We start from the raw sequence: 23,051 nt of genomic DNA on the forward strand, positions 1-23,051 counted from the left end.
TCCGAATGAATTGGAAGTCAATCTTATCAACTATGAAACCATATGCACCAGGGCGTTCTATTGCCGAGGTGAAACGTATATACGGCCTTCAAGAAGTACACAAATTAGCATCAAATGAAAATCCTTATGGTACATCGCCTGCGGTTGCAGAATATTTAAGTGCTTGCGCAGATCAGTTTGAAATGTATCCAGACGTCTACACTTCAGGTCTACGTACAACCCTCGCGAAACATCATCAAGTAGAGCCGAGTGAATTATTAATCAGTAATGGGTCAGATGAAATGGTTACAATCATCTCAAGAGCATTGTTGCAACCAGGAGTGAACACGGTTATGGCTTCCGTGACATTCCCGCAATACGTACATAATGCGAAAATTGAAGGTGCAGAAATCCGTCAGGTAGCGATGCTTGAAAATGGTGACCATGACCTAGAAGGCTTCCTGGAAGCTGCTGATGAACAGACTGCAATCATTTGGGTATGTAATCCGAATAATCCAACAGGGAATTTCCTTTCTAGTCAAACGATAAAAGACTTCCTAGATCGAGCACCTAAAACGGCACTAATTGTGCTAGATGAAGCGTATTTCGAATACGTCACGTCATCTGAGCAAGAAAATGCCATCCGATGGATCCACGATTATGACAACCTACTCATCTCTCGTACATTCTCAAAAGCGTACGGTTTAGCAAGTTTCCGTATTGGTTATGCCGTTGCGAATGAAGGTATCATTCAAGAGTTGAATAAGGTACGAAATCCGTTTAATACAAATACGCTAGCGCTTGGAGCGGCTGAAGTTGCCCTTGCTGATCAGCAGTTCCTAAACGACTGTGTAACGAAAAATGAGGCCGAGCGTAATCGCTTCGTTGCGTATGCTAGAGAGAATCAACTAGCAATCTATCCTTCTGAAACAAATTTCGTGCTAATAGAAGTGCCAATTGATGCAGATGAAGCATGCGAAATTTTACTGCAACATGGTTATATCGTTCGCAGTGGCAATTTACTAGGCACACCAGGGTATGTACGTATAACAATTGGAACGGAACAACAAAATACGGGCTTATTTAAAGCCTTTGATCAATTATTAACTAACAAATAAGGATAGATGATAATGAAAACGACTGTAAGCATAATCGGGCTTGGGTTGATCGGAGGATCACTTGGTCTAGCTTTGAAACGAAATCCCAATGTTCACATCATCGGTTTTGACCGTTCGTATGCAACTGCTGATGAGGCATTCCGCAGAGGCATCATTGATACAGTCGCACCTTCCGCAAAATCAGCCTGTGAGCAGGCTGACTTTGTTGTTTTTGCGACACCTGTCAATACGACAGTTATGTTATTTGAAGAGGCTATTGATTGGGACTTTAAAGAACATGCAATTGTCACAGATACGGGAAGCACGAAAAAACCGATCATGGATGCAGCGATAAAACTACAAGAAAAAGGTATTACATTTATAGGCGGTCACCCAATGGCTGGTTCTCATAAAAGTGGAGTATCGGCAGCTATGGAACACCTTTTTGAAAATGCCTATTATATTTTGACGCCTTCAGCGAACACAACAGAAGAACAAATTTCGCTTCTTAAGACGTTGTTTGAAACGACGAAAGCGAAACTTATTGTTTTACAGGCGGAAGAACATGATCGTATGACCGCGATTATCAGTCACTTTCCGCATATAATCGCTTCTTCTCTAGTCGGCCGTTTAGCGGCACAAGAAGAAGGTCAACCATTCGTTAAAAAATTAGCAGCTGGTGGATTCCGTGACTTAACACGTATCGCTTCAGCTGATCCGGTCATGTGGCGTGATATTACGATTCAAAATAGAGAAGAGCTACTTTCCCAAGTGGACGGTTGGCTCAATGAAATGACGAATATACGAGAAATGCTTGTTGATAATAATCCGGATCGCATCTTTGATTTCTTTGCGCAGGCAAAAATATACCGTGATCAATTGCCTTCTACGAGTGAAGGGGCAGTTCAAGGTGCACTTTACATGACATTTGACTTGCATATTGATGTCCCTGACCATCCAGGGATCATTTCTGAAATTACGAAAATCCTCGCCGACGCAAATATCAGTTTAACGAATATCCGCATCGTAGAAACTCGTACGGATGTCTACGGTATTCTAGTAATCAGTTTTCAATCAGCAGCTGAGCGTAAACGCGCGCGACAAGTATTGACCCGAAAAACAGATTATTCGATGCACGTACTTTAAAAGGAGGAGAGCAAGATGTCGCAACAAAAGACTGTTTCATTTGAACGACCTGTCCTCCGCGGAACGCTACAAGTGCCGGGGGATAAATCTATTTCGCACCGTGCGGTTATGCTTGGATCTATCGCTAAAGGGAAAACGACTATTGCAGGGTTCCTAGACGGAGAAGACTGTTTAAGTACGATTGAAATGTTCCGCAAACTAGGTGTAAAGATTACACGCGAAGGAACAGATGTCGTAGTGGAAAGTCCCGGAATCGCCAATTGGCAGACACCGACTGAAGCGCTGGACGCAGGAAATTCCGGTACGACGGCACGTTTGATGCTCGGTATTTTATCAGGTTCATCGGTCACTTCTGAAATGTGTGGCGATCAATACTTATCTAAGCGTCCGATGAAGCGAGTGACGGATCCACTAGGCTTAATGGGTGCGAACATCACGAGCGAAGGGCAAGCGGACTATTTACCGCTTACTATTAAGGGCGCGACGTTACAGGCGATCGACTATGATATGCCCGTAGCGAGTGCGCAAGTGAAGTCTGCTGTCCTACTTGCTGGTCTTCAAGCACAAGGGGTAACGTCCGTAACGGAACAAGTTGTTTCAAGAGACCACACTGAACGCATGCTTATGCAGTTTGGTGCGAATGTAAAGCAATCGGGTAAAACGATTTACTTACAAGGCGGACAACAATTGACAGGTACTGACGTTGTTGTGCCTGGTGATATTTCATCTGCTGCATTTTTCATGGTTGCTGCGGCGATGGTGGAAGGTAGTAATGTGACGTTTGAAAAAGTTGGATTGAATCAGACCCGTACAGGTATACTAGATGTACTAGAATCGATGGGTGTCCACATAAATATTTTGGATGAGCAAGGCCTCTCAGGAGAGCGTTATGGTAGCGTGCAAATCAAGCATTCCGAGTTACGAGCGACTGAAATCGGTGGCGATTTGATACCTAGATTAATCGACGAACTACCTGTCTTGGCTTTACTAGCTACACAAGCAGAAGGTCAAACAGTTATTAAGGACGCAGAAGAATTGCGTGTCAAAGAAACGGATCGTATTGAGGCGGTAGCTACTGAATTACGAAAATTAGGAGCAATTATCGAGACAACGGAAGACGGTATGATCATCACTGGGCCTATACCTTTAACTGGTGGGACTCTACAATCGTATGGTGATCATCGTATTGGAATGATGGCGGCGATAGCGGGCTTGATCACGTCTGATCCTGTTCATATTGACAATCCTTCGTGTATCGCTATCTCTTATCCACATTTTTTCGAAGATCTTTCGAGTCTAGTGAAACATTAAAGTCCAACAGAAAGTTCAGGTGAAAAAATGAATTTATTGCAGGAAATGGAGCAACTCTTATTAGATGGGGATGCAGATGCCCTACAACATAAAGTCCAAAAACTTCAAGCTGACCATGAATATGATGCATTATATGACGTAGCTAACCTTCTGATCGACTATGGATTTATCGGACAAGCAGACGATATTTTTGCTCAATTATTACTTGTTTTCCCTGATGAAGCACAGTTGAAAATAGATCGTGCTGCTGCGTTGGTTGAGCTCGGTGAAGAAGATGATGCGTTGCTTTTATTGACTGATATTAAAGAAGATGAAGAAGAGTTTGTGCAGGCGTTACTTGCGCAAGCGGACTATTATCAAATGCTTGGCTTCGCCGAAACGGCAATAGCTAAAGTGCGTGAAGCTGCTGCACTTGCTCCCCATGAACCGGTCATTCAATTGGCGCAAGCGGAACTATTGTTAGACTCTGGCCGCTACAGTGAAGCGGTAAGAATCTATAATAAATTGCACGAGACGAATGATGAACTAGCAGGCGTTAGCATAACTTCGCGTTTGGCAGAAGCATATAGTGCGGGAGCCGCGTACGAAGAAGCGATACCGTTCTATGAAGAGCTACTAAAGCAGGAAGAGAATCCGGAAGAGTTATTTGGCTTAGGGCTCGCTTATTATCAAACAGAGCGTTATACCGATGCAATTAGTCGTCTTGAGCAATTACTTGAGATGGATCCAGATTATTTCTCTGCTTATATGTTGGCGGGGCAGAGTTATGCGCAACAGAACGAAGATGAGCAAGCGTTGAAATTATTCAAAAAAGGAATCGAACGGGATGCTTTTGATAAGGAATTACAGCTGGCGGCAGGTAAATCAGCCCTGAAATTGCAATTACCGGAGCAAGCTGAAAGTCATTTGAGAGAAGCACTTGTGTTGGATCCAGAATATATTGATGCACTTGTAACCCTTGCTTCATTATACAATCAACAAGAAGAAGATGAGTCATTGCTTGATCTATTGAGTTATGCGGAAGCTGATCAACTGGAAATCCCGTTATTGCATGCGTTTTCTGCCTACGCTTACGAACGTACAGAAGATTATAAAAAAGCGTATGAATTTTATTTGAAAGCATATGATGGGATGAAAGAAGATGCGGACTTTTTGGATCAATATGCCCGATTCTTGCTAGAAGAAGGCAAACCATCCGAAGCATTGCCAGTCATTCAGCAACTAGTAGTAGTCGACCCTCAAGCCGAAGAATGGATGGCATATGTAGACGCGCAATCTGAAGAGGGGGTATGAAATGGAGGCCATGGTTCCTGTAACTGCCAAGAAGGATTTTTTGCGGTGGTTTTTGAAACGCTATAGATTAAAGCGTCGGGAATGTGTATGGATTTTAAATTATCTACTCAGCAATGAACATTTATTGACCAATGTTCACTTTACAGATGAAGCTCATCACTGTCCGCGGGCCATGATTATTTCTACTACAGAAGTAGACAGTATCCCATTCCGTTTTTACAAAGGGAATCTCATGACCGCGGATGCGGAGAAATCATTTCATGACTTGCGCCTACACCCTAATGAGGATATGTTCATCCAGCTTAATTTCAAAAACAGTAATAAATGTCCTGAATATGCGAGTGTGGCCGAGGAAAATCCATATGTACCTGAAGATCTTTTAACGAAAAGAAAAGACCAGGAAATCGCAGAACGGTTGCTGGAGGAAAGCTTTACTCTTACGACGAAAGAGATGTTGAACAAACGGATTGACGAAGCGCTTGACAAAGGGGATCGCGAACTATTTATCAGCTTAACCGCTCTGTTGAATGAAATGAAAAAAGACCAATGACTTCACCAATTTTGGTGAAGTCATTGGTTTGCGTTGGAATAACGTTTAGGCTACACTTTATGGAACACGCATTGGAGGAATGAAAAATGAATTGGATACCAAAAGATGTGGATACATATATCAATCAGAAAGAATATATTGACACCATCATTGTGCCGCTGATCTCAATTGATACAAGACCGGAAACGATGAAAAACAGTGCGTCTTCTTCTGAGTTTCTTATGAATCTATCGATGTTTATTGAGAAACAATTCAAAGGGAGAATGATGTTCCTACCGCCGGTTTCCTATACACAGTCTACGGACCTGCAGCAACTCGCAGACACGCTTTCTGAGGACTTGAAAAAATCTTCGTTTGCACATATATTCTATCTGACAACAGATGCCAAATGGACTTCTGTAACGGTAGAAGGTAAAGTGGTTTGGTTGCCGTCTATTCCGCTTGAAACGATGGACGATCGCTTACGCCAAACGATTATGGAAGATCAACTGCGACAAGTACTGACACATTTTATGGAGAAGTGGAACGTGCAGTAAATTAATACAGCGATCAAAAGTGGCTTAAGCACGTATTTGCACAACATGAAAGCCCATTTGTCGTTTGTCACATAATCTTAATATTTGTTCACAAACTTAAAGGCCTACTAAAAGCATTATTGAATTTAGTTTCATATTGATATATCATAGATATGTCCTAGTATTACAATTAGCAAAAGAATGTCCGTGGGACTGACTTTGGAGTAAGAGGAGGGAAATAACTGATGAGCAATAAAGTGTCTAGACGCACGTTCCTGAGCTATACACTAATGGGAACTGGTGGATTCATGGCCTCTGCTATGCTGATGCCAATGATTCGTTTCGCGATTGATCCTGTATTAGCTAGTACTGGTGGTTCGGATATGATTCCAACTCCACAAAAAGCTGCTGATTTAACAGAGATTCCTGTTCGCGTAGACTATACAATCAAAGATCGACAAGACGCGTGGTACACTTCTGATGAATCTAACACAGCTTGGGTCTACAAAGAAGGCGACAAGGTCATAGCACTTTCTCCAGTTTGTAAACACTTAGGGTGTACAGTTAACTGGGAAGGAGACGTGCATAAAAACGAATTTTTCTGCCCGTGTCACGCAGGACGTTACAAAAAAAATGGTGATAACATACCAGGATCACCGCCGCTTGGACCACTTGATGAATATGAAGTGGAAGTCATCGACGGATTTGTCTATCTTGGTGGAACAATACCGAACACATTAGTCTAAAGGGTAAGGGGGTACGACCACAGTGTTAAATAAAATTTATGATTGGGTGGATGAACGGTTAGATATCACTCCAATTTGGCGAGATATCGCTGACCATGAAGTACCTGAGCACGTAAACCCTGCACATCATTTTTCTGCATTCATCTATTGTTTCGGAGGTTTGACGTTCTTCGTAACGGTGATCCAAATATTGTCTGGTATGTTCCTGACAATGTATTACACACCGGATATCGAAAACGCATGGAAATCAGTTTTCTACCTTCAAAATGATGTTGCATTCGGTGAACTTGTGCGAGGGATGCACCACTGGGGAGCTTCGTTAGTTATTGTCATGATGTTCCTACATACTTTGCGTGTATTCTTTACAGGGTCTTATAAGAAGCCGCGTGAGCTTAACTGGGTTGTCGGCGTATTGATTTTCGTCGTTATGCTTGGTCTAGGATTCACAGGTTATCTATTGCCTTGGGATATGAAAGCTTTATTTGCTACAAAAGTTGGGATTGAGATTGCCGCGTCAGTGCCTTTCATCGGAGAACAGATTAAAATTCTTCTCGCGGGTGATTCCACGATTTTAGGTGCACAGACGTTAACAAGATTCTTCGCGATTCATGTATTTTTCCTACCAGCTGCTTTGCTTGGGTTGCTTGCGGCACACTTTATCATGATCAGAAGACAAGGTATTTCCGGACCACTATAAGAACCGATTTTTTGGTTAGGGTCATCTGAAATTTAAGAAGGAGGGAATAACATGCACCGCGGTAAAGGGATGAAATTTGTTGGGGATTCGCGCATAAAAGCTTCAGGCAAAATGCCGAACGTACCTAAAGATTACTCAGAATATCCGGGTAAAACCGAAGCATTCTGGCCAAACTTTCTATTGAAAGAGTGGATGATTGGATCGATTTTCTTAATCGGCTATCTAATCCTTACACTTGCACATCCGTCTCCACTTGAGCGTCAAGCGGATCCGACGGATACAATGTATATACCGATTCCAGACTGGTATTTCCTATTCATGTACCAGTTATTGAAATATGAATTCGCTTCCGGACCATATAACGTGATCGGCGCGATTATCATTCCAGGATTGGCAGTTATGGCATTAATGCTAGTTCCTTTCATGGATACAACGAAAGAGAGACGCCCACTTAAGCGTCCATTGCCAACTGGCTTTATGATTCTTTCATTCTTAGCGATTTTCTACTTAACTTGGGAATCTGTTGTAAACCACGATTGGGAAGCAGCAAAAGTTCAAGGTGCGATCGTTGAAGAAGTAGAGTTTGATGAAACAGCTGAAGGATATGAAATCTATCAAGGTTCTTCTTGTATCGGCTGTCACGGTGATTCATTCCAAGGTGGACTTGGATTACCTTTAACGAATACTGGATTGACTGCAGATGAGATCATTACAATTGCTCATGATGGTCAAGGTGGTATGCCAGCTGGCACATGGGATGGTTCAGATGAGGATCTTCAAGTACTTGCTGAATTCATTGAAGGCTTAAATACGAAGTAAGAAAAAAAGAGTCAGGAAACTGACTCTTTTTTTCTTTATATACGTCCTATATAGTGCAACCGATAAAGGGAGGGTATTGCTTTTGCGTTTATTATGGACACAGTTATGGGTTCTTCTATCACATAAATCCTTCTTATGGCTTCTGCTCTTTATCAACATACTCGGTTCGGTCTACGGTTATGATTGGTATATGTGGCAACTTGAAATTACAGAGCCGAAGTTTTGGATATTTGTGCCGGACAGTCCAACGGCCACATTGTTTTTCTCAATTGCTATTATCGGCTGGTTGCTTAAACGGAATTTCAAATTGATGGAAGCGCTCGCACTCATTACATTGGTGAAGTATGGTTTATGGGCAGTTGTGATGAATTTATTGACGCTTGTAGAAACAGGTTACATTGGTCCTGTAGGATGGATGCTTATCGGCTCTCACTTTGCGATGGGATTACAAGGAGTTCTTTATTTGAAAAACTATCGATTCAACGGTTGGCACATCGCAATTGCAGCGACTTGGACAATGCATAATGATGTAATTGACTATGTTTTTGGTCAAATGCCAATCTATCATGACTTAACAAAGTATAGCCCGCAAATCGGTTATTTCACATTTTGGCTATCCATTGTGTGTATCGGAATCGCAGTTTGGAGTTTAAGATTAAGACAACAAGAGAGACAGTTAAAGCTGTAGTTAAAAGTTGCAGTTAGCAATTAAACATTATAAAATTGGTAAAGAGAGAAAGGGGAGAGATAGTCGTGTTCTGGATTTACTTTGGTTTCATTATATTGCTTCCTATCTATGCGCAATTTAAGGTGAAAAGCACATATAAGAAATATTCAAAAATACGTTCAACTTCTGGAATGACAGGTGCTCAAGTAGCTCGCCTTATGTTAGACCAAAATGGGTTGCATGATGTAAAGGTAGTAGAGCAGCAAGGTTTTTTATCAGACCACTACAATCCAATGACGAAAGTTGTAGCTTTGTCCACAAGTAACTATCACGAAGCCTCGGTAGCAGGAACAGCAGTTGCTGCGCACGAAGTAGGGCACGCGATTCAAGATAAAGAAGCGTATGCATTTCTTCGTTTCCGCCACAGATTGGCACCAGTTGCTAGTTTGACTTCCAATGCTTCTTGGGTATTCATCATGATCGGTTTAATCTTTTCAAGTATGAATTCGTTGCTTGGAATCGGTATTTTACTGATGGCTGTTGGGGTGTTGTTCCAAGTCGTTACGTTACCGGTAGAGTTTAATGCTTCTTCTCGCGCGATGGATCAAATCGTTGAACTCGGTATTATCCGAAACGATGAGGAGCCACAAGCGAAGAAAGTATTAAGCGCAGCTGCCATGACATACGTTGCAGCTACAGCTGTTGCCGTGCTTGAATTGGTGCGTTTAGTATTGATCTTTACAAATCGTGATTAATTCATAAGAAAAATCCGTCTGCGGCAAATGCAGACGGATTTTTGCTTTGTAAGAGAGAGTATGGAGGAAGTATACCGTTTCCCTGCATCCCCTTCTAATGCGTCAGGATCAGCCGCTGTGTATTCATTTAATCAGCCAATGGTCGTTTTTGTTCATCCAGTGTAAAGCCTTCACCCATGACGTCGTGTACTTCCATCAACGAAACGAAAGCTTCTGGATCTACTGAGGTGATTAGGTTTTTTAAGCGGATCATCTCATTCTTGCCCACGACACAGTAAAGAATTTCACGATTTTCTTTTGAGAAGTGGCCGTACCCTTTGAATACAGTTACGCCTCGACCCATCTTCTCACTAATATTCTCTGCCAGTTCGTCTGGGGAGCTTGTAACGATAAATGCGCCCCTTGCAGAATACGCACCTTCTTGAACGAAGTCAATGACACGCGCACCTACGAATAACGCGACTAACGTGTACATCATCGAACGGTAGTCTAAGTACACTGCCCACGATAGCAGAATGATGACTGCATCGAATGCGAACATCGTCTTGCCCATTGTAATGCCGTATTTTTTATGCGCAAGTCTCGCAATAATATCTGAGCCACCTGTTGTGCCACCACTTCTGAAAATAATACCAAGACCAATACCGATGAAGACACCGGCAAATAACGCGACTAAAAATAAATCGCCTTCCATATGTATCTGCGCTTGATATTTCATGAAAATCTTGATAAACACCGATACGGCTATTGTACCAATTACTGTATAAATAAACGACCGTCTTCCGAGCATTTTCCAACCTAGAACGAACATCGGGATATTCAACACTAAGTTCATTAACGCAGGGTCCCAATTAAACGCAAATAGTAAAATTAGCGTAATTCCTGTAAATCCACCTTCTGCTAACTCATGTTGGATTGTAAAGTTTACTAAACCAAAACTAAAAATCGCCGCTCCTAGAATAATCAATAAAATATTTCGAACCCGAATCCCAGTAAACAAACACACCACTCCTCATGTATATAATCTCTTGATGTTTAGAACGCTATTGCAAATACAACAATATAATCAGTATGTGCTAAATATTATATTTTGACAATAGCCAGTAGAATGCATACGATAGGAAGGGGAGTTGATTGCATAATGGAAACACCTAAAACAATGGAACAATTACAACAACAAGTCGACACATACATAACAAGCTTTAAAGAAGGATATTTCCCTCCAATGGAGCTACTTGCTAGACTGACGGAAGAACTTGGCGAACTTTCACGTGAAGTTCAAGACCGCTATGGTATGAAAAAGAAAAAATCAACAGAAGCTGTGCGATCACTCGAAGAAGAAACAGGTGACTTATTATTCGTACTCATTTGCTTTGCTAACTCACAAAACATTGACTTAGCGGAAGCATTAGATACAGTCATGAAAAAATTCAACACGCGAGACAAAGATCGCTGGACTAAAAAGGAGGAAACAAAATGACGATTAAAGTAGCAATCGCAGGTGCACGTGGAAGAATGGGTGGTACAGCTGTACTCGCAGCATACGAAGCAGCCGATATGGAAGTAGTCGCTGCACTAGATTATAAACATGGGGGACAATTTTTACATAATGAAACAGTAAACGACACAGAAGGTATTCCCATTTATACTTCTCTCACTGCATTACAAGCCGCACATCAGGCAGACATCTTATTGGATGTTACGGATCCAGATGCGGTCTTCACGAATGCAAGTGAAGCATTAAGCCTTGGTATGCACGTAGTGATCGGAACCTCTGGACTAACAATGGAGATGCTAACAGACCTTGAAAATTTAGCTAATGAACAACAGAAAAGCTGCATTATCGCACCGAATTTCTCCATTGGCGCGGTATTGATGATGAAATTTGCTCAGCAAGCTGCACGTTATTTAGGGGATATAGAAATTTTGGAAATGCACCATGACCGTAAACTTGATGCGCCGTCGGGTACTGCAGTGAAAACAGCTGAAATGATTCGCGAAGTACGTGCTGCACATATCCAAGGTCACCCGGAAGAGCAAGAAAAACTTAAAGGAGCTAGAGGCGCAGACGTTGAGGGTATGAAAATTCATAGTATCCGATTACCTGGATTACTCGCGCACCAAGAGGTATTACTTGGCGGTGAAGGTGAATTATTGACGCTTCGCCATGATTCATTCGATCGTAAATCATTTATGCAAGGAATTTTATTAGCAATTCGTGAGGCGGTCTCGTCACAACAGTTCGTTTATGGATTAGAAAAAATTATCGATTAAAGACCATCAGTGAGGCGGTTGAACGTATGCAACAAAGAAAATTAAAAGTAGGTGTGATTTGTTATCCATCATTAGGCGGTTCAGGTGTTGTTGCGACGGAACTCGGCTTGAAAATGGCGGATAAAGGTCATGAAATGCATTATATTACATCAAGTAAGCCGTTTCGTTTCTTAGATGCTCATCCGAATATTCAATTTCATGAAGTGACCATTGAAGGGTACGCAGTGTTTAAATATCCACCGTATGATATTGCGCTCGCTAATCGAATTGCACAAGTCATCGAGTCCGAATCTCTTGATGTGCTTCATGTTCACTATGCGGTCCCACATGCGATTTCTGCCATATTAGCGAAAGATATGGCAAACTCGAAAATTGGTATCATTACGACATTGCACGGTACTGACGTGACAATTTTAGGACATGATCCTGCTTTGAAAAACACGTTATCTTATGGTATTAATAAGTCAAATCGTGTGACTGCAGTTTCTCGTTCGTTAAAAAATGAAACGATTGAATTGCTACAACCGACGACTACAATTACCACGATTTATAATTTCATTGATGAAGAAAAGTATTATCCGCGCGAAGCTACAAATATACGTAAAGAACTTGGTATTGCGTCGAACGAACGTGTCTTGATCCATATTTCGAATTTCCGTAAAGTGAAACGAATTCCCGATATTATTGAAAGTTTCCGATTGATCGATAAAAAGCATAAAGCGAAACTACTCCTGGTTGGAGAAGGGCCTGAAAAGTTTGATTTGGAAGAGTATGTTGAATCTGAGGGACTGCAGGAAGATATTTTATTTGTCGGTAAACGTGATGATTTACCGGATCTCTTATCGATTAGCGATGTAATGTTATTGCTATCTGAAAAGGAGGCATTCGGTCTCGTCTTGTTGGAGGCGTTTGCTTGCGGTGTTCCTGCTGTCGCAACAGCTATCGGTGGCATACCGGAAGTGGTAGATGATGGTCGCAACGGCTATCTTGTAGAGTTAGGAGATGTACAAGCAGTCGCCAACTGCGTGACGCGACTGCTGACGGATCATGCGCTCCATCAAGAGATGAAAAAACAGGCACTCGATACGGTACGTGAAGAGTTTCGTTCGGACAAAATCGTTTCACAATACGAAGCACTATATTATGAAGTGGCGGCGATGAAATGACAACTCCATTTGGGACGGAAGCAAGCCGTCGCGTAATTTCAGAATTACAGTCGGCGGGTTTTGAAACGGTATTCGTCGGTGGTGCTGTGCGGGACTTTTTGCTCGGTAAAGAACCTACTGATATTGATATCGCAACGTCAGCGACACCTGAACAAGTGAAGAAAGTGTTTCGCCATACGATTGATATTGGTATTGAGCATGGCACGATTCTAGTTCTTGCGCCTGAACCGATTGAAGTGACGACTTTTCGTACAGAAGAGATATATAGCGACCATCGTGCAACAGATGAAGTTGTCCACGGTACATCATTAAAGGAAGATTTACAGCGTCGAGATTTTACGATTAATGCGCTTGCGATGACGCTTGAGGATGAACTAGTGGATTGGTTTGGTGGGCGGGCGGATTTAGAAGCCCGCGTCATTCGTTCAGTAGGGAAACCCCGGGAACGATTTGGTGAAGATCCGTTGCGGGTTTTACGTGCCTTGCGCTTTTCTGCTGTTTTGAATTTCCACATTGAATCAGAAACATTGGAAGCGATGAAACAATTGGCGCATGAATTACAGCATATCGCGATTGAACGTATTAAAGTGGAAATAGATAAGTTGTTTCAAGGGGTTAACCCATCAAAAGCATTTCAGTATAGTCGAGAAATAGGCTTGCCTACACTGTTTCCAGAACTATTTTCTTCATTTGAACAGCTTGATAGTTTCGTACCCTTCACCCATGCACGTCATGGGTGGGCGGCCATGCTGTCGATGAGTGAGGTGTCTGCAACAGAGCTTGCCCATCATTTTAAATTATCCAACGAAGAAAAACGTTTCTTAAAGCAATGTGAAGATGCATTAAATTTGCGAGCTAGTCGTTCATTCGATGTGCTGGATATGTATTACTTCCCATTAGATGTGCTGAATGTAGTTGAAAGAATTCGCCATGCGAAGTATCCGGATGAAACGACGGAAACATATGAACAATTAGTGGAACGAAAAAAACAATTGCCTATCCAAAAACGAGACGAACTCGCTTTTACAGGTACTGATTTATTGCAATGGTCTGGACTACGCGGGGGCAAGTGGACGAGTGAATGGATTGAAAAGATTGAACGAGCAGTAGTTAGCGGATGTATTGAAAATGACGCACAGGCGATAAAGGAATGGTTTGTATATGAAATCTCCCGTAAAGAATGAATTATTGAAAAGGTTATTTGCGGCGCAAGGTGAGCCTGTGTCGGGACAAGATATTGCTGATGAATTCGGTCTATCCCGAACGGCTATTTGGAAATATATTAAAGAGCTCGAAGAAGAAGGATATGAAATCGGTTCGCAACGTAAAAAAGGGTATTTCTTAATTGATGCACCTGACTTAGTCAATGCAGCGAATATTAGCGAACAGTTAGATACGACTGCTTATGGTCGTAATATAAGATACTTTAAAACATGCCCGACGACGCAAACAATTGCTCATGAAGAAGCGCAAAACGGAGCATCTGATGGGACGTTAATCATTTCCGAAGAACAAACGGCAGGCAAAGGGCGTCTGGCGAGACCATGGGTATCAAATGCAGGACGTGGAATTTGGATGAGTTTGATCATTCGACCGAAGCTCGCACCTCAGCAAGCACCACAATTGACGTTAGTAGCGGCTGTTGCGATCGTGCGAGCCATTGAGGATGTGACGAATATTCAACCGGTTATTAAATGGCCAAATGATATTTTAATCAATGGGAAAAAAGTGACTGGTATATTGACTGAGCTACAAGCGGATCCAGACCGGGTTAAAGCGATTATTCTAGGCATGGGTGTCAATGCGAATCAAGAGCTTGCGGATTTTCCAGAAGAACTTCAAACGATTGCTACTTCATTGCGGATTGAAAAAGGTGAAAAAGTAGACCGGGCAAAATTGGTCGCAAAGATTATGCATTACTTAGAGCAATACACAGCGCTTTATGTAGAAAAAGGTTTTGCACCGATTAAGTTGTTATGGGAAAGCTATGCAACGATTACAGGCAGAAAAATCCGAGCGACTATGGTCAATGAAACTGTCGAAGGAATTGCGCTTGGCATTTCTCAAGATGGTATGCTGGAGCTACAATTAGAAGACGGCTCGATTCGGGGAATTTATTCTGCAGACATTGAATTAAGAAATTAAACTATACAGAATCTAACGGTTTTGATATAGTATACATCGTAGGGCGGTATCGTACGTGGAGCTGCACCTGAATGGCAAATGAAATAGGAAGTAGTTCTGCCTTGATCTGTAGAGACAGGGACGGAGGAAGCATGATGTAACGCTTACGCAACCCTTCTGTCCAATTTTGGATCAGTAGGGTTTTATTTTTGTTCTAATAGCCCGCGCTGAAAAGAGTCGAAAAGGAGAAGATATAAAGTGAAATCAACAACAGATTTTTCGAAAATGAAAGTAGCCGGTGAGAAAATTAGTATGCTGACGGCTTATGACTTTCCAACAGCGCAAATCGCAGAAACAGCAGCTGTCGATGTACTCTTAGTAGGTGATTCGTTAGGAATGGTCGTTTTAGGCTATGAATCGACAGCTAGTGTGACATTAGACGAGATGGTCCATCATGGGAAAGCCGTAAGAAGAGGCGCAAAGAATACGTTTGTTATTGTCGATATGCCTTTTGGGACATACCACGGATCTGTGGATTCAACTTTACAAAATGCGCTTCGTTTATTTCAGGAAACATCAGCGAATGCATTGAAAGTTGAAGGCGGCGGTGAAGTCATTGATAAAATCAAGTTGTTGACGACAGCTGGGATGCCAGTTTGTGCGCACTTAGGATTACTTCCTCAATCAGCTGGAGTAACGGGCGGATATAAAGTACAAGGCAAAACAGCAACAGCAGCAAAACAATTGATCGAAGACGCAAAAGCATGTGAAGCAGCTGGCGCATTCATGATCGTTGTAGAATGTATTCCATTCCAATTGGCGAAGGAAGTGGCGCAAGCTGTATCGATTCCACTCATTGGCATCGGAGCGGGTGCAGATACAGATGGTCAAGTGCTTGTATTCCACGATATGGTGCGTTACGGCAATCATAGTTTACCGAAATTCGTCGAAAGTTATGCAGACGTTGGAAAAGATATCGAAGGCGCTATGAGACTTTATAATCTAGCGGTCAAAAACGGTTCATTTCCTGCCGAGAGCCATCGATTTACGATGAAAGAAGAAGAATTAGATGCTTTATATGGGGGGGACACGCAATGAATGCGAGTGCGACGATGCAAATAGTACGTTCAATAGCGGAGCTACAAAATATCTTGAATCCTAGAAAGCGCGGAGGTCGTACCATCGGATTTGTGCCGACAATGGGTTTCCTTCACGAAGGTCATCTAGAACTAGTGAAACAAGCACGAAGAGACCATGATCTTGTCGTTATGAGTATTTTCGTCAATCCTGCACAATTCGGTCCAGGCGAAGATTATGAAGCATACCCTCGTGACGAACAGCGTGATGCTGAACTAGCTTCGGCTGCCGGTGTCGATTATTTATTTGTCCCTGCAGTCAATGAAATGTATCCACGGACAAGCTCGATCCGTATTCTACCTGGAGAACAAGCAGCACGTCTTTGTGGTGCATCCAGACCAGGACATTTTGACGGGGTGTTAAAGGTCCTGTTGAAACTATTCAACATCGTCGATCCAGATGAATCTTATTTTGGTATGAAAGACGCACAGCAATTGGCGATTATCGAAACATTTGTCCGAGACTTTAATTTACGTACATCTATATGTCGTGTACCTACTGTGCGTGAAGAAGATGGACTAGCAAAGAGTTCTCGTAATGTTCGTTTGGAACCACAAGAACGTGATCAAGCACCTGCCATCTATCGGGCGTTATGTATGGGTAAAAGAAGCTATTATGAAGGCGTGTCGTTAAAAGAAGTCGAAAAAATCGTCTCAAATGTTATTGAAAATGAAACATCTGGCACAATCGACTACGTCAAAGCATTAGCATACCCTTCGCTAGATGAAAGTTTCGGGGAAGCAGAAGAAATTATTATCGCAACTGCCGTGAAATTTACATCGACTCGATTGATAGATAATATTATTATGTCAAGTATAAAGGATGAGAAAAATGTTTAGAACGATGATGAATGGAAAACTACACCGCGCAACGGTCACTGAAGCCAACTTAAACTATGTCGGCAGTATAACAATTGACGCGGCGTTACTAGACGCTGCAGGCATGTTGCCAAACGAAAAGGTACAAATCGTTAATAATAATAACGGTGCACGTTTCGAAACTTATATTATCGAAGGTGAACGTGGCAGTGGTGTGATCTGTGTCAATGGTGCAGCAGCTCGTCTCGTGCAACCAGGCGACATCGTTATCATTCTATCTTATGTATACATGACGGATGAAGAAGCCCGCACACATACACCAAACGTTTTGATTATGGATGAGAACAACCGAGTCAAAGAAGTCATCACCGAAAAACCAGGCGTCGCTATATTTTAATCGCAAACCCCATCTGACTTGTTCAGATGGGGTTTTAGTTAGGGGAACTGTTTGGATTTTCGCTTTAGAAGTGAAGAGTGGGTTGCTACTGTTTCATTGCGTTCCCTTCTGTAGCGGAAATCCCTTGATGTAACTAACTTCCAATTACCTATTCGTCGTTCAATTAACACGAGGCAAGACGTGAGTAGCTGTAGTAAGTATGATACAATTTGCTTTAGAAACTTAATAGGAAGTTGATGATGGTATGTCCACAAGCAAATATGCAGTTGTTGATCTGGAAACGACTGGTCACTCGCCTTCAAAAGGAGATCGGATCATCCAAATCGCAATTGTCTTTATTGAAAATAATCAAATAATCGATACATATATGAGCTACGTTCATCCTGAGCGCCCCATCCCTTCATTCATCCACCAATTGACATCGATTGGTGATGAAGATGTTGCGGATGCTCCGCCTTTTGAAGCTATCGCTGAGGAAGTGGCAGATTTGCTTGCAGGCTGCATATTTGTTGCGCATAATACCGACTTTGATGTGTCGTTTTTACAAAAAGAACTCGCACGTTGTGGCGTGTCTCCTTGGCGTGGAAAAAAAGTCGATACAGTGGAGCTGGCGAAAATCGTCTATCCTTCATTGCCTAGTTATCGCTTACAAGATATTGCAGAATCGCTGGATATTGCTTTGCACCAAGCGCATCGAGCGGATGATGATGCGGAAGCGACAGCTCAGTTTTTATTAAAAACCATTGAGAAAATTGAAGGATTACCGAAAGAGACACTGAGTCGTTTACATGAACGTTCTTTTGCGTTGAAATCAGATGTATCGTCCTTGTTTTATGAAGCGCTAAAACGAGCCCGCCGCAAAGAAACAGATGCTAGCTATACGTTATTCCGTGGGATTCCCTATCGTACGGAACAGCTAATGAGCAAGACGGGAGAGTTACCTTTTAATTTTCCAACAACTGTTGAAGCGAAGCAAAAGCTACTGGGTCAAATCAATCCTGTCTATCAAGTGCGAACGGGGCAAGCAGAATTGATGGATTTAGCGTGGAAAGCATTCACAGAAAAGAACCAAGTGGCGATTGAATTACCAACGGGTGTTGGAAAGACGATTGGCTATTTGATCCCTGCTATTATACGTTCTTATGAAACGTCGAAACCAGTAGTCATTAGCACGTATACAAATCATTTAGTAGACACGTTGGCCGAAGAAGTCGAGAAATTAGAAAGTGCGCTGAAGATTCATATACCGACGACGGTGATCAAAGGTATGGCGAATTATATTTCTCTTGGAAAATTTGAAGAGCTATTACACTTCAATGATGAGGTCTATGATGATTCTATGACGATTATGCAAGTGCTCGTATGGCTGACGGAGACGACAACAGGTGATTTGGATGAAGTGAATGTATCAGGTGGCGGACAATTATTTATCGATCGCATTCGTAAGCGTTCGATGAAAGTAAAAGAAGATGAGAGAACAGCGGATTTCTATTCACGTAATTTAACACGCTGCAAACATTCGATGATTTTACTGACGAACCATGCGATGCTGATGAATGATAAAGATCGTCATGAACCATTATTTCATTCGATCGGTGGGCTTGTTGTGGATGAAGCACATCAATTGAACCAAGCAGCGATTCAAACGCATGAACAAGTATTTTCCTATACCCACTGGAAATACGTCATGGGACAGTTAAATGCATTTAGCAATGGCCAGTTATTATTTGATGTACAAGAAATTTTGACGCGCTTTCATTTCAATTCTAAATTTTCTACGGAACGTCTATTCGAATCATATGAAGCATTCATGGTAGCATTTGACGAATGTATGTTAGTTCTTGCGAATAGTAGAACGAAAGGGAACCGCCAAACAACCCGTTCGGTAGAGTTCCTAAGCGATCAATTACGCACACATGATAGCTTCCAGAAAGTCTTACGGAAAATGAATGACTATATTCGGATTGCAGAAAATTATAGTGCACCACTTAAAGGGCTAATGAATGAATTAACTATACATGAGCAAGCAGCAAGTAATGAATGGCAATATTGGCTCCATGAGATGAAAATTAAAGCGGGCGAGTGGATTGAACTATTTCTAGAAGAGCGTCAGCCAGGTACGACGATTTGGATGGAGAAAGATAGCCGAAGCTTACCAGGTAGTTTACGTATTAAGAAAAGCCCAATCAATGGTGCGTCCGTTGTTCAGTCGTTCATCGAGCCGTTAGAAGGCGAAACAGGGGTTGTTTGGACATCCGGTACGTTGACTGCCGGGCAAGACAAGCGCTTCGTACTCGATCAATTAGGCGTGCCTGCTGACGTACCACTCTTTACATTTAATGCACCAGATAACTTTTATGCTGGGGCACATACGTTTATCGTCGAAGATATGCCGGACATTCAGCAAGTGTCGAATGAAGAATATATTGATGCGGTGGCGGATGCGTTGATTCAAACAGCGGTTGCGATTGATGGGCGCGTGTTTGCCTTATTCCTATCACATGATATGTTGAAGAAAACGCACGAAGCTATACAAGATAGCGGTTCATTAGAGGATGACTTCATGCTCATCGCGCAAGGTGTCAGTTCGGGTAGCCGTCATAAATTGTTGAAAACATTTAAAAAGCAGGAAAAAGCGATTTTATTTGGGACGACAAGTTTTTGGGAAGGTGTCGATGTGCCAAGTGAACAATTATCCGCTGTCGTTATCGTGCGATTGCCATTTACTTCACCTGAAGAGCCAATGTTCAAAGCGCGTTCTACGGCCTTACAAGAGCAACAGAAAAATTCGTTTAAGCATCTCGCATTACCTGAGGCAATACTTCGATTTCGCCAAGGATTCGGCCGTTTAATCCGTTCATCAGATGAAAAAGGGTTCTTTATAATACTGGATCGTCGCATTGACACGAAATCTTATGGCCAATCATTTCTGCAAGCTTTACCGCAATCATTTATTAAAAAAGTATCAGTTCAAGCGCTGGTGAACGAGATCGAAAATTGCTATAATGAAGGTTGTACTGATGGAAAGTAGATTAGAAAATGAATCGAAACAAATAGACGGTTCATTCGACAGGAAGGGTTGCTTATGCTTAATTGGATTAAATTTTTATCCGTCTTTTTACTCACCCTTTTTGCAGCAATAGCAATCTTTGTTTTGTATCAATCAAACAAACCATTTGCCTCTTCACAAGAAGCAGCAATCGAAGTCGTGCTGAACGCAGGGGAACTTGTCGAAGTCGACGAAACAACGAGTTACCGTGGGAATGCTTCATTGATTGCTGTGTATGGCACAGACAGAAAAGGGAAGTATAAAGCCCTTTTAGTGAACGAAAAGTCTGGTGAAATCGTTCGCACAGTTACTCCCTCAAAAGGGATTACAAAGCAACAAGCTACAGCTATCGTAAAGAAAGAAAAGCCCGTCAAAAAAATTCTTCATACTTCACTCGGAATAGAAAAAGAGAGACTGCTCTGGGAAGTAAGCTTCATAGGAGAAGATGATCGCTTGAATTATGTGTATCTAGACTTTACAGATGGTAAGTGGCAGAAGCAAATTTTGAATTTATAAATTAATGTGGGATTAGAATTAAAGGGGAGCGGTCAATTTGAGAAAACAATTAGCATCTAGAGTCAATACATTATCACCATCTACAACATTAGCGATTACAGCGAAAGCGAAAGAAATGAAGACAGCCGGCATCGATATCGTCGGGCTCGGAGCAGGGGAACCAGACTTTAATACCCCTGAGAATATTTTACAGGCTGCGTACCAATCGATGAAAGATGGCAAGACAAAGTATACTCCATCGGGTGGTCTTCCTGAATTAAAAGATGCGATAATTGCCAAATTGAAAAGAGATCAAGAGTTAACTTATGCACGCAATGAAATTATGGTCGGCGTAGGAGCAAAACATGTGCTCTTTACATTGTTCCAAGTTCTACTCGATAAAGGCGATGAAGTTATCATCCCTTCTCCATACTGGGTTAGTTACCCGGAGCAAGTGAAATTAGCAGAAGGTGTACCTGTGTACATTGAAGGGACGGCTGCCGAGCAATTCAAAGTAACGGCTAAGCAAATTGGCGACGCTGTAACGGAGAAAACAAAAGCAGTTATCATTAATTCTCCAGGAAATCCGACGGGTATGATCTATACAAAAGAAGAATTACAAGAAATTGCTGACGTCTGTCGCGAAAAAGATATTTGGATTATTTCCGATGAAATCTATGAAAAATTGGTCTATGAAGGTCGGAAGCACGTATCAATCGCTCAACTCTCAGATGATGCGAAAGAGCGTACTTTGATCATTAATGGCGTATCGAAATCACATTCTATGACTGGCTGGAGAATTGGTTATATTGCGGGAGACGCAGAAGTAGTCAGCGCGATGACGAACTTGGCAAGCCACTCAACATCTAATCCCGTCACGACGTCACAGTTCGCGGCAATTGAAGCATATAACGGTCCGCAAGACACGGTGGAAATGATGCGTAAAGATTTTGAATCTCGCTTAAATCAAGCGTATCCAAAGTTAGCAGCTATCCCAGGCTTCCATGTATTGAAGCCTCAAGGTGCGTTCTACTTCTTACCAGATGTAACAGAGGCATTGGAAAAAACAGGATACGATACTGTGGATGATTTTGCACAAGCTTTACTTATGGAGGCAAACGTAGCTGTCATTCCTGGATCCGGTTTTGGTTCGGCTACGACGATTCGCTTATCATATGCAACGTCCATCGAGCAGTTGGAAAAAGGAATCGACCGTATTGAAAAATTTGTCAAAGAACATTGGAAAGCCTAAACACAACAGCAAGGAATCGTTTGCTGATGAGAGGAAGTTTCGATTATGCAGCAAGATGAACGGCTGAAAATTTGGATTGAGCAGGGAAATGTATCTATTTCCCAGCTCTTTTTTCAAGAGTATAAACAATTATTAATTTCTGATACCGACGCCATGGTGATTTTGCACATTATTGCATTTCAAGGAAACGGAGATTATTTTCCGACACCGACAGATATTGCAAATCGTATGCAACAAACAGAAAAAGATGTAACAGATTGCTTGCAGCGCCTGATGCGCAAAGGGTTATTTACGATTGAACAAAGTACCGATGAAAACAATGTGTTGCACGAAAAGTTTTCATTATTCCCTTTATGGGATCGTTTATTGGAAATAGTCGAAAAGCGCAAAGTACAAACAACGGAACAGCAAACAAAACTGGCAGAAGGGGAAGTATACTCGCTATTTGAGCAGGAATTCGGACGTTTTCTATCACCGATGGAATGTGAAACGATTGGAATGTGGATTGATAAAGACGGCCATACACCGGAAATTATCCGCGCTGCGTTGAAAGAAGCCGTACTAGCGCAGAAGATGAGTTTGCGCTATATTGATCGCATTTTATTCGAATGGAAAAAGAAAAATGTCAAATCGATGCGTGACGTGGAAAAACAGACTCGCGCTTTCCGTCCGGTTGTTGCAGCGACTGCCGAGCAACCGCGAAATCCAGCAATCAAGCAAGTTCCCTTTTATAATTGGTTGGAAGAACGGGAGTAGGATAGACG

Annotated in this window: 24 protein-coding genes; 23 read left to right on the forward strand and 1 reads right to left on the reverse strand. The window is 42.1% G+C overall.

Translation table 11 applies throughout. From position 1 onward, the window contains the following. Nucleotides 1–5: 5 nt before the first annotated feature. The 11 genes from hisC (at nucleotide 6) to ORD22_RS05370 (ending at nucleotide 9,575) form a co-directional block, all read left to right on the forward strand. Nucleotides 6–1,097 carry a histidinol-phosphate transaminase gene (gene hisC, locus ORD22_RS05320; RefSeq protein ID WP_317644885.1) on the forward strand — a complete coding sequence of 364 codons (1,092 nt, stop codon included), beginning with the start codon at nucleotides 6–8 and terminating at the stop codon, nucleotides 1,095–1,097. A gap of 12 nt (nucleotides 1,098–1,109) precedes the next feature. Then, the gene (locus tag ORD22_RS05325) at nucleotides 1,110–2,222 is read left to right on the forward strand and encodes a prephenate dehydrogenase (RefSeq protein WP_317644886.1); all 1,113 of its coding nucleotides are present in this window, start codon (nucleotides 1,110–1,112) and stop codon (nucleotides 2,220–2,222) included. Between the two features lie 15 nt (nucleotides 2,223–2,237). Next, entirely contained in the window at nucleotides 2,238–3,533 is a 1,296-nt protein-coding gene (aroA, locus tag ORD22_RS05330; RefSeq protein WP_317644887.1) for a 3-phosphoshikimate 1-carboxyvinyltransferase, read from the forward strand. A gap of 27 nt (nucleotides 3,534–3,560) precedes the next feature. Then, complete coding sequence (locus ORD22_RS05335) at nucleotides 3,561–4,826, forward strand: tetratricopeptide repeat protein (RefSeq protein ID WP_317644888.1); 1,266 nt, start codon at nucleotides 3,561–3,563, stop codon at nucleotides 4,824–4,826. Between the two features lies 1 nt (nucleotide 4,827). Then, on the forward strand, nucleotides 4,828–5,376 hold the full coding sequence (locus tag ORD22_RS05340) for a ReoY family proteolytic degradation factor (RefSeq protein WP_317644889.1): 549 nt from the start codon (nucleotides 4,828–4,830) through the stop codon (nucleotides 5,374–5,376). An 86-nt stretch (nucleotides 5,377–5,462) separates the two neighbouring features. Next, entirely contained in the window at nucleotides 5,463–5,912 is a 450-nt protein-coding gene (locus ORD22_RS05345) for a DUF2487 family protein (RefSeq protein WP_317644890.1), read from the forward strand. A gap of 221 nt (nucleotides 5,913–6,133) precedes the next feature. Next, nucleotides 6,134–6,637 carry a QcrA and Rieske domain-containing protein gene (locus ORD22_RS05350; protein ID WP_317644931.1) on the forward strand — a complete coding sequence of 168 codons (504 nt, stop codon included), beginning with the start codon at nucleotides 6,134–6,136 and terminating at the stop codon, nucleotides 6,635–6,637. A 22-nt stretch (nucleotides 6,638–6,659) separates the two neighbouring features. Next, nucleotides 6,660–7,334: a menaquinol-cytochrome c reductase cytochrome b subunit gene (gene qcrB / locus ORD22_RS05355; protein WP_317644891.1), complete on the forward strand. Its 675-nt coding sequence runs from the start codon at nucleotides 6,660–6,662 to the stop codon at nucleotides 7,332–7,334. 51 nt (nucleotides 7,335–7,385) lie between these two features. Beyond that, nucleotides 7,386–8,153: a menaquinol-cytochrome c reductase cytochrome b/c subunit gene (locus ORD22_RS05360; protein WP_317644892.1), complete on the forward strand. Its 768-nt coding sequence runs from the start codon at nucleotides 7,386–7,388 to the stop codon at nucleotides 8,151–8,153. A gap of 82 nt (nucleotides 8,154–8,235) precedes the next feature. Next, on the forward strand, nucleotides 8,236–8,841 hold the full coding sequence (gene lhaT / locus ORD22_RS05365; RefSeq protein ID WP_317644893.1) for a lipoprotein heptaprenylglyceryl N-acetyltransferase LhaT: 606 nt from the start codon (nucleotides 8,236–8,238) through the stop codon (nucleotides 8,839–8,841). A gap of 65 nt (nucleotides 8,842–8,906) precedes the next feature. Next, nucleotides 8,907–9,575, forward strand: coding sequence for a zinc metallopeptidase (locus tag ORD22_RS05370; protein WP_317644894.1), 669 nt, complete (start codon nucleotides 8,907–8,909; stop codon nucleotides 9,573–9,575). A 127-nt stretch (nucleotides 9,576–9,702) separates the two neighbouring features. On the opposite strand, the gene ORD22_RS05375 is transcribed toward ORD22_RS05370, so the two are convergent. Then, nucleotides 9,703–10,575, reverse strand: coding sequence for a YitT family protein (locus tag ORD22_RS05375; RefSeq protein WP_317644895.1), 873 nt, complete (start codon nucleotides 10,573–10,575; stop codon nucleotides 9,703–9,705). Nucleotides 10,576–10,716: 141 nt separating this feature from the next. On the opposite strand from ORD22_RS05375, the gene ORD22_RS05380 reads away from it, so the two are divergent. The 12 genes from ORD22_RS05380 to ORD22_RS05435 all read left to right on the forward strand — a co-directional run bounded on the left by ORD22_RS05380 (nucleotide 10,717) and on the right by ORD22_RS05435 (nucleotide 23,043). Then, a complete protein-coding gene (locus ORD22_RS05380) occupies nucleotides 10,717–11,055 on the forward strand; it encodes a nucleotide pyrophosphohydrolase (RefSeq protein WP_317644896.1) in 339 nt (112 codons plus the stop codon). Then, nucleotides 11,052–11,849, forward strand: coding sequence for a 4-hydroxy-tetrahydrodipicolinate reductase (gene dapB / locus ORD22_RS05385; protein WP_317644897.1), 798 nt, complete (start codon nucleotides 11,052–11,054; stop codon nucleotides 11,847–11,849). Before ORD22_RS05380 ends, dapB begins: the two co-directional genes overlap by 4 nt. Before the next feature lie 26 nt (nucleotides 11,850–11,875). Continuing rightward, the gene (bshA, locus tag ORD22_RS05390) at nucleotides 11,876–13,015 is read left to right on the forward strand and encodes an N-acetyl-alpha-D-glucosaminyl L-malate synthase BshA (protein WP_317644898.1); all 1,140 of its coding nucleotides are present in this window, start codon (nucleotides 11,876–11,878) and stop codon (nucleotides 13,013–13,015) included. Beyond that, nucleotides 13,012–14,199, forward strand: coding sequence for a CCA tRNA nucleotidyltransferase (locus tag ORD22_RS05395; protein WP_317644899.1), 1,188 nt, complete (start codon nucleotides 13,012–13,014; stop codon nucleotides 14,197–14,199). Before bshA ends, ORD22_RS05395 begins: the two co-directional genes overlap by 4 nt. Next, complete coding sequence (locus ORD22_RS05400; RefSeq protein WP_317644900.1) at nucleotides 14,177–15,160, forward strand: biotin--[acetyl-CoA-carboxylase] ligase; 984 nt, start codon at nucleotides 14,177–14,179, stop codon at nucleotides 15,158–15,160. The genes ORD22_RS05395 and ORD22_RS05400 overlap by 23 nt, the downstream gene beginning before the upstream one ends. 237 nt (nucleotides 15,161–15,397) lie before the next feature. After that, complete coding sequence (gene panB, locus ORD22_RS05405) at nucleotides 15,398–16,237, forward strand: 3-methyl-2-oxobutanoate hydroxymethyltransferase (RefSeq protein WP_317644901.1); 840 nt, start codon at nucleotides 15,398–15,400, stop codon at nucleotides 16,235–16,237. Beyond that, a complete protein-coding gene (gene panC / locus ORD22_RS05410; protein ID WP_317644902.1) occupies nucleotides 16,234–17,115 on the forward strand; it encodes a pantoate--beta-alanine ligase in 882 nt (293 codons plus the stop codon). The genes panB and panC overlap by 4 nt, the downstream gene beginning before the upstream one ends. Continuing rightward, complete coding sequence (gene panD / locus ORD22_RS05415; RefSeq protein WP_317644903.1) at nucleotides 17,108–17,491, forward strand: aspartate 1-decarboxylase; 384 nt, start codon at nucleotides 17,108–17,110, stop codon at nucleotides 17,489–17,491. The genes panC and panD overlap by 8 nt, the downstream gene beginning before the upstream one ends. Before the next feature lie 244 nt (nucleotides 17,492–17,735). Continuing rightward, on the forward strand, nucleotides 17,736–20,522 hold the full coding sequence (dinG, locus tag ORD22_RS05420; RefSeq protein ID WP_317644904.1) for an ATP-dependent DNA helicase DinG: 2,787 nt from the start codon (nucleotides 17,736–17,738) through the stop codon (nucleotides 20,520–20,522). Between the two features lie 54 nt (nucleotides 20,523–20,576). Continuing rightward, entirely contained in the window at nucleotides 20,577–21,056 is a 480-nt protein-coding gene (locus ORD22_RS05425; RefSeq protein ID WP_317644905.1) for a PepSY domain-containing protein, read from the forward strand. 37 nt (nucleotides 21,057–21,093) lie between these two features. After that, nucleotides 21,094–22,287: a pyridoxal phosphate-dependent aminotransferase gene (locus ORD22_RS05430; protein ID WP_317644906.1), complete on the forward strand. Its 1,194-nt coding sequence runs from the start codon at nucleotides 21,094–21,096 to the stop codon at nucleotides 22,285–22,287. Between the two features lie 45 nt (nucleotides 22,288–22,332). Beyond that, entirely contained in the window at nucleotides 22,333–23,043 is a 711-nt protein-coding gene (locus ORD22_RS05435) for a DnaD domain-containing protein (protein ID WP_317644907.1), read from the forward strand. Nucleotides 23,044–23,051 lie beyond the last annotated feature (8 nt).

Origin of the sequence: Sporosarcina sp. GW1-11 (assembly GCF_033088395.1) — a bacterium.
Taxonomy (GTDB): domain Bacteria; phylum Bacillota; class Bacilli; order Bacillales_A; family Planococcaceae; genus Sporosarcina.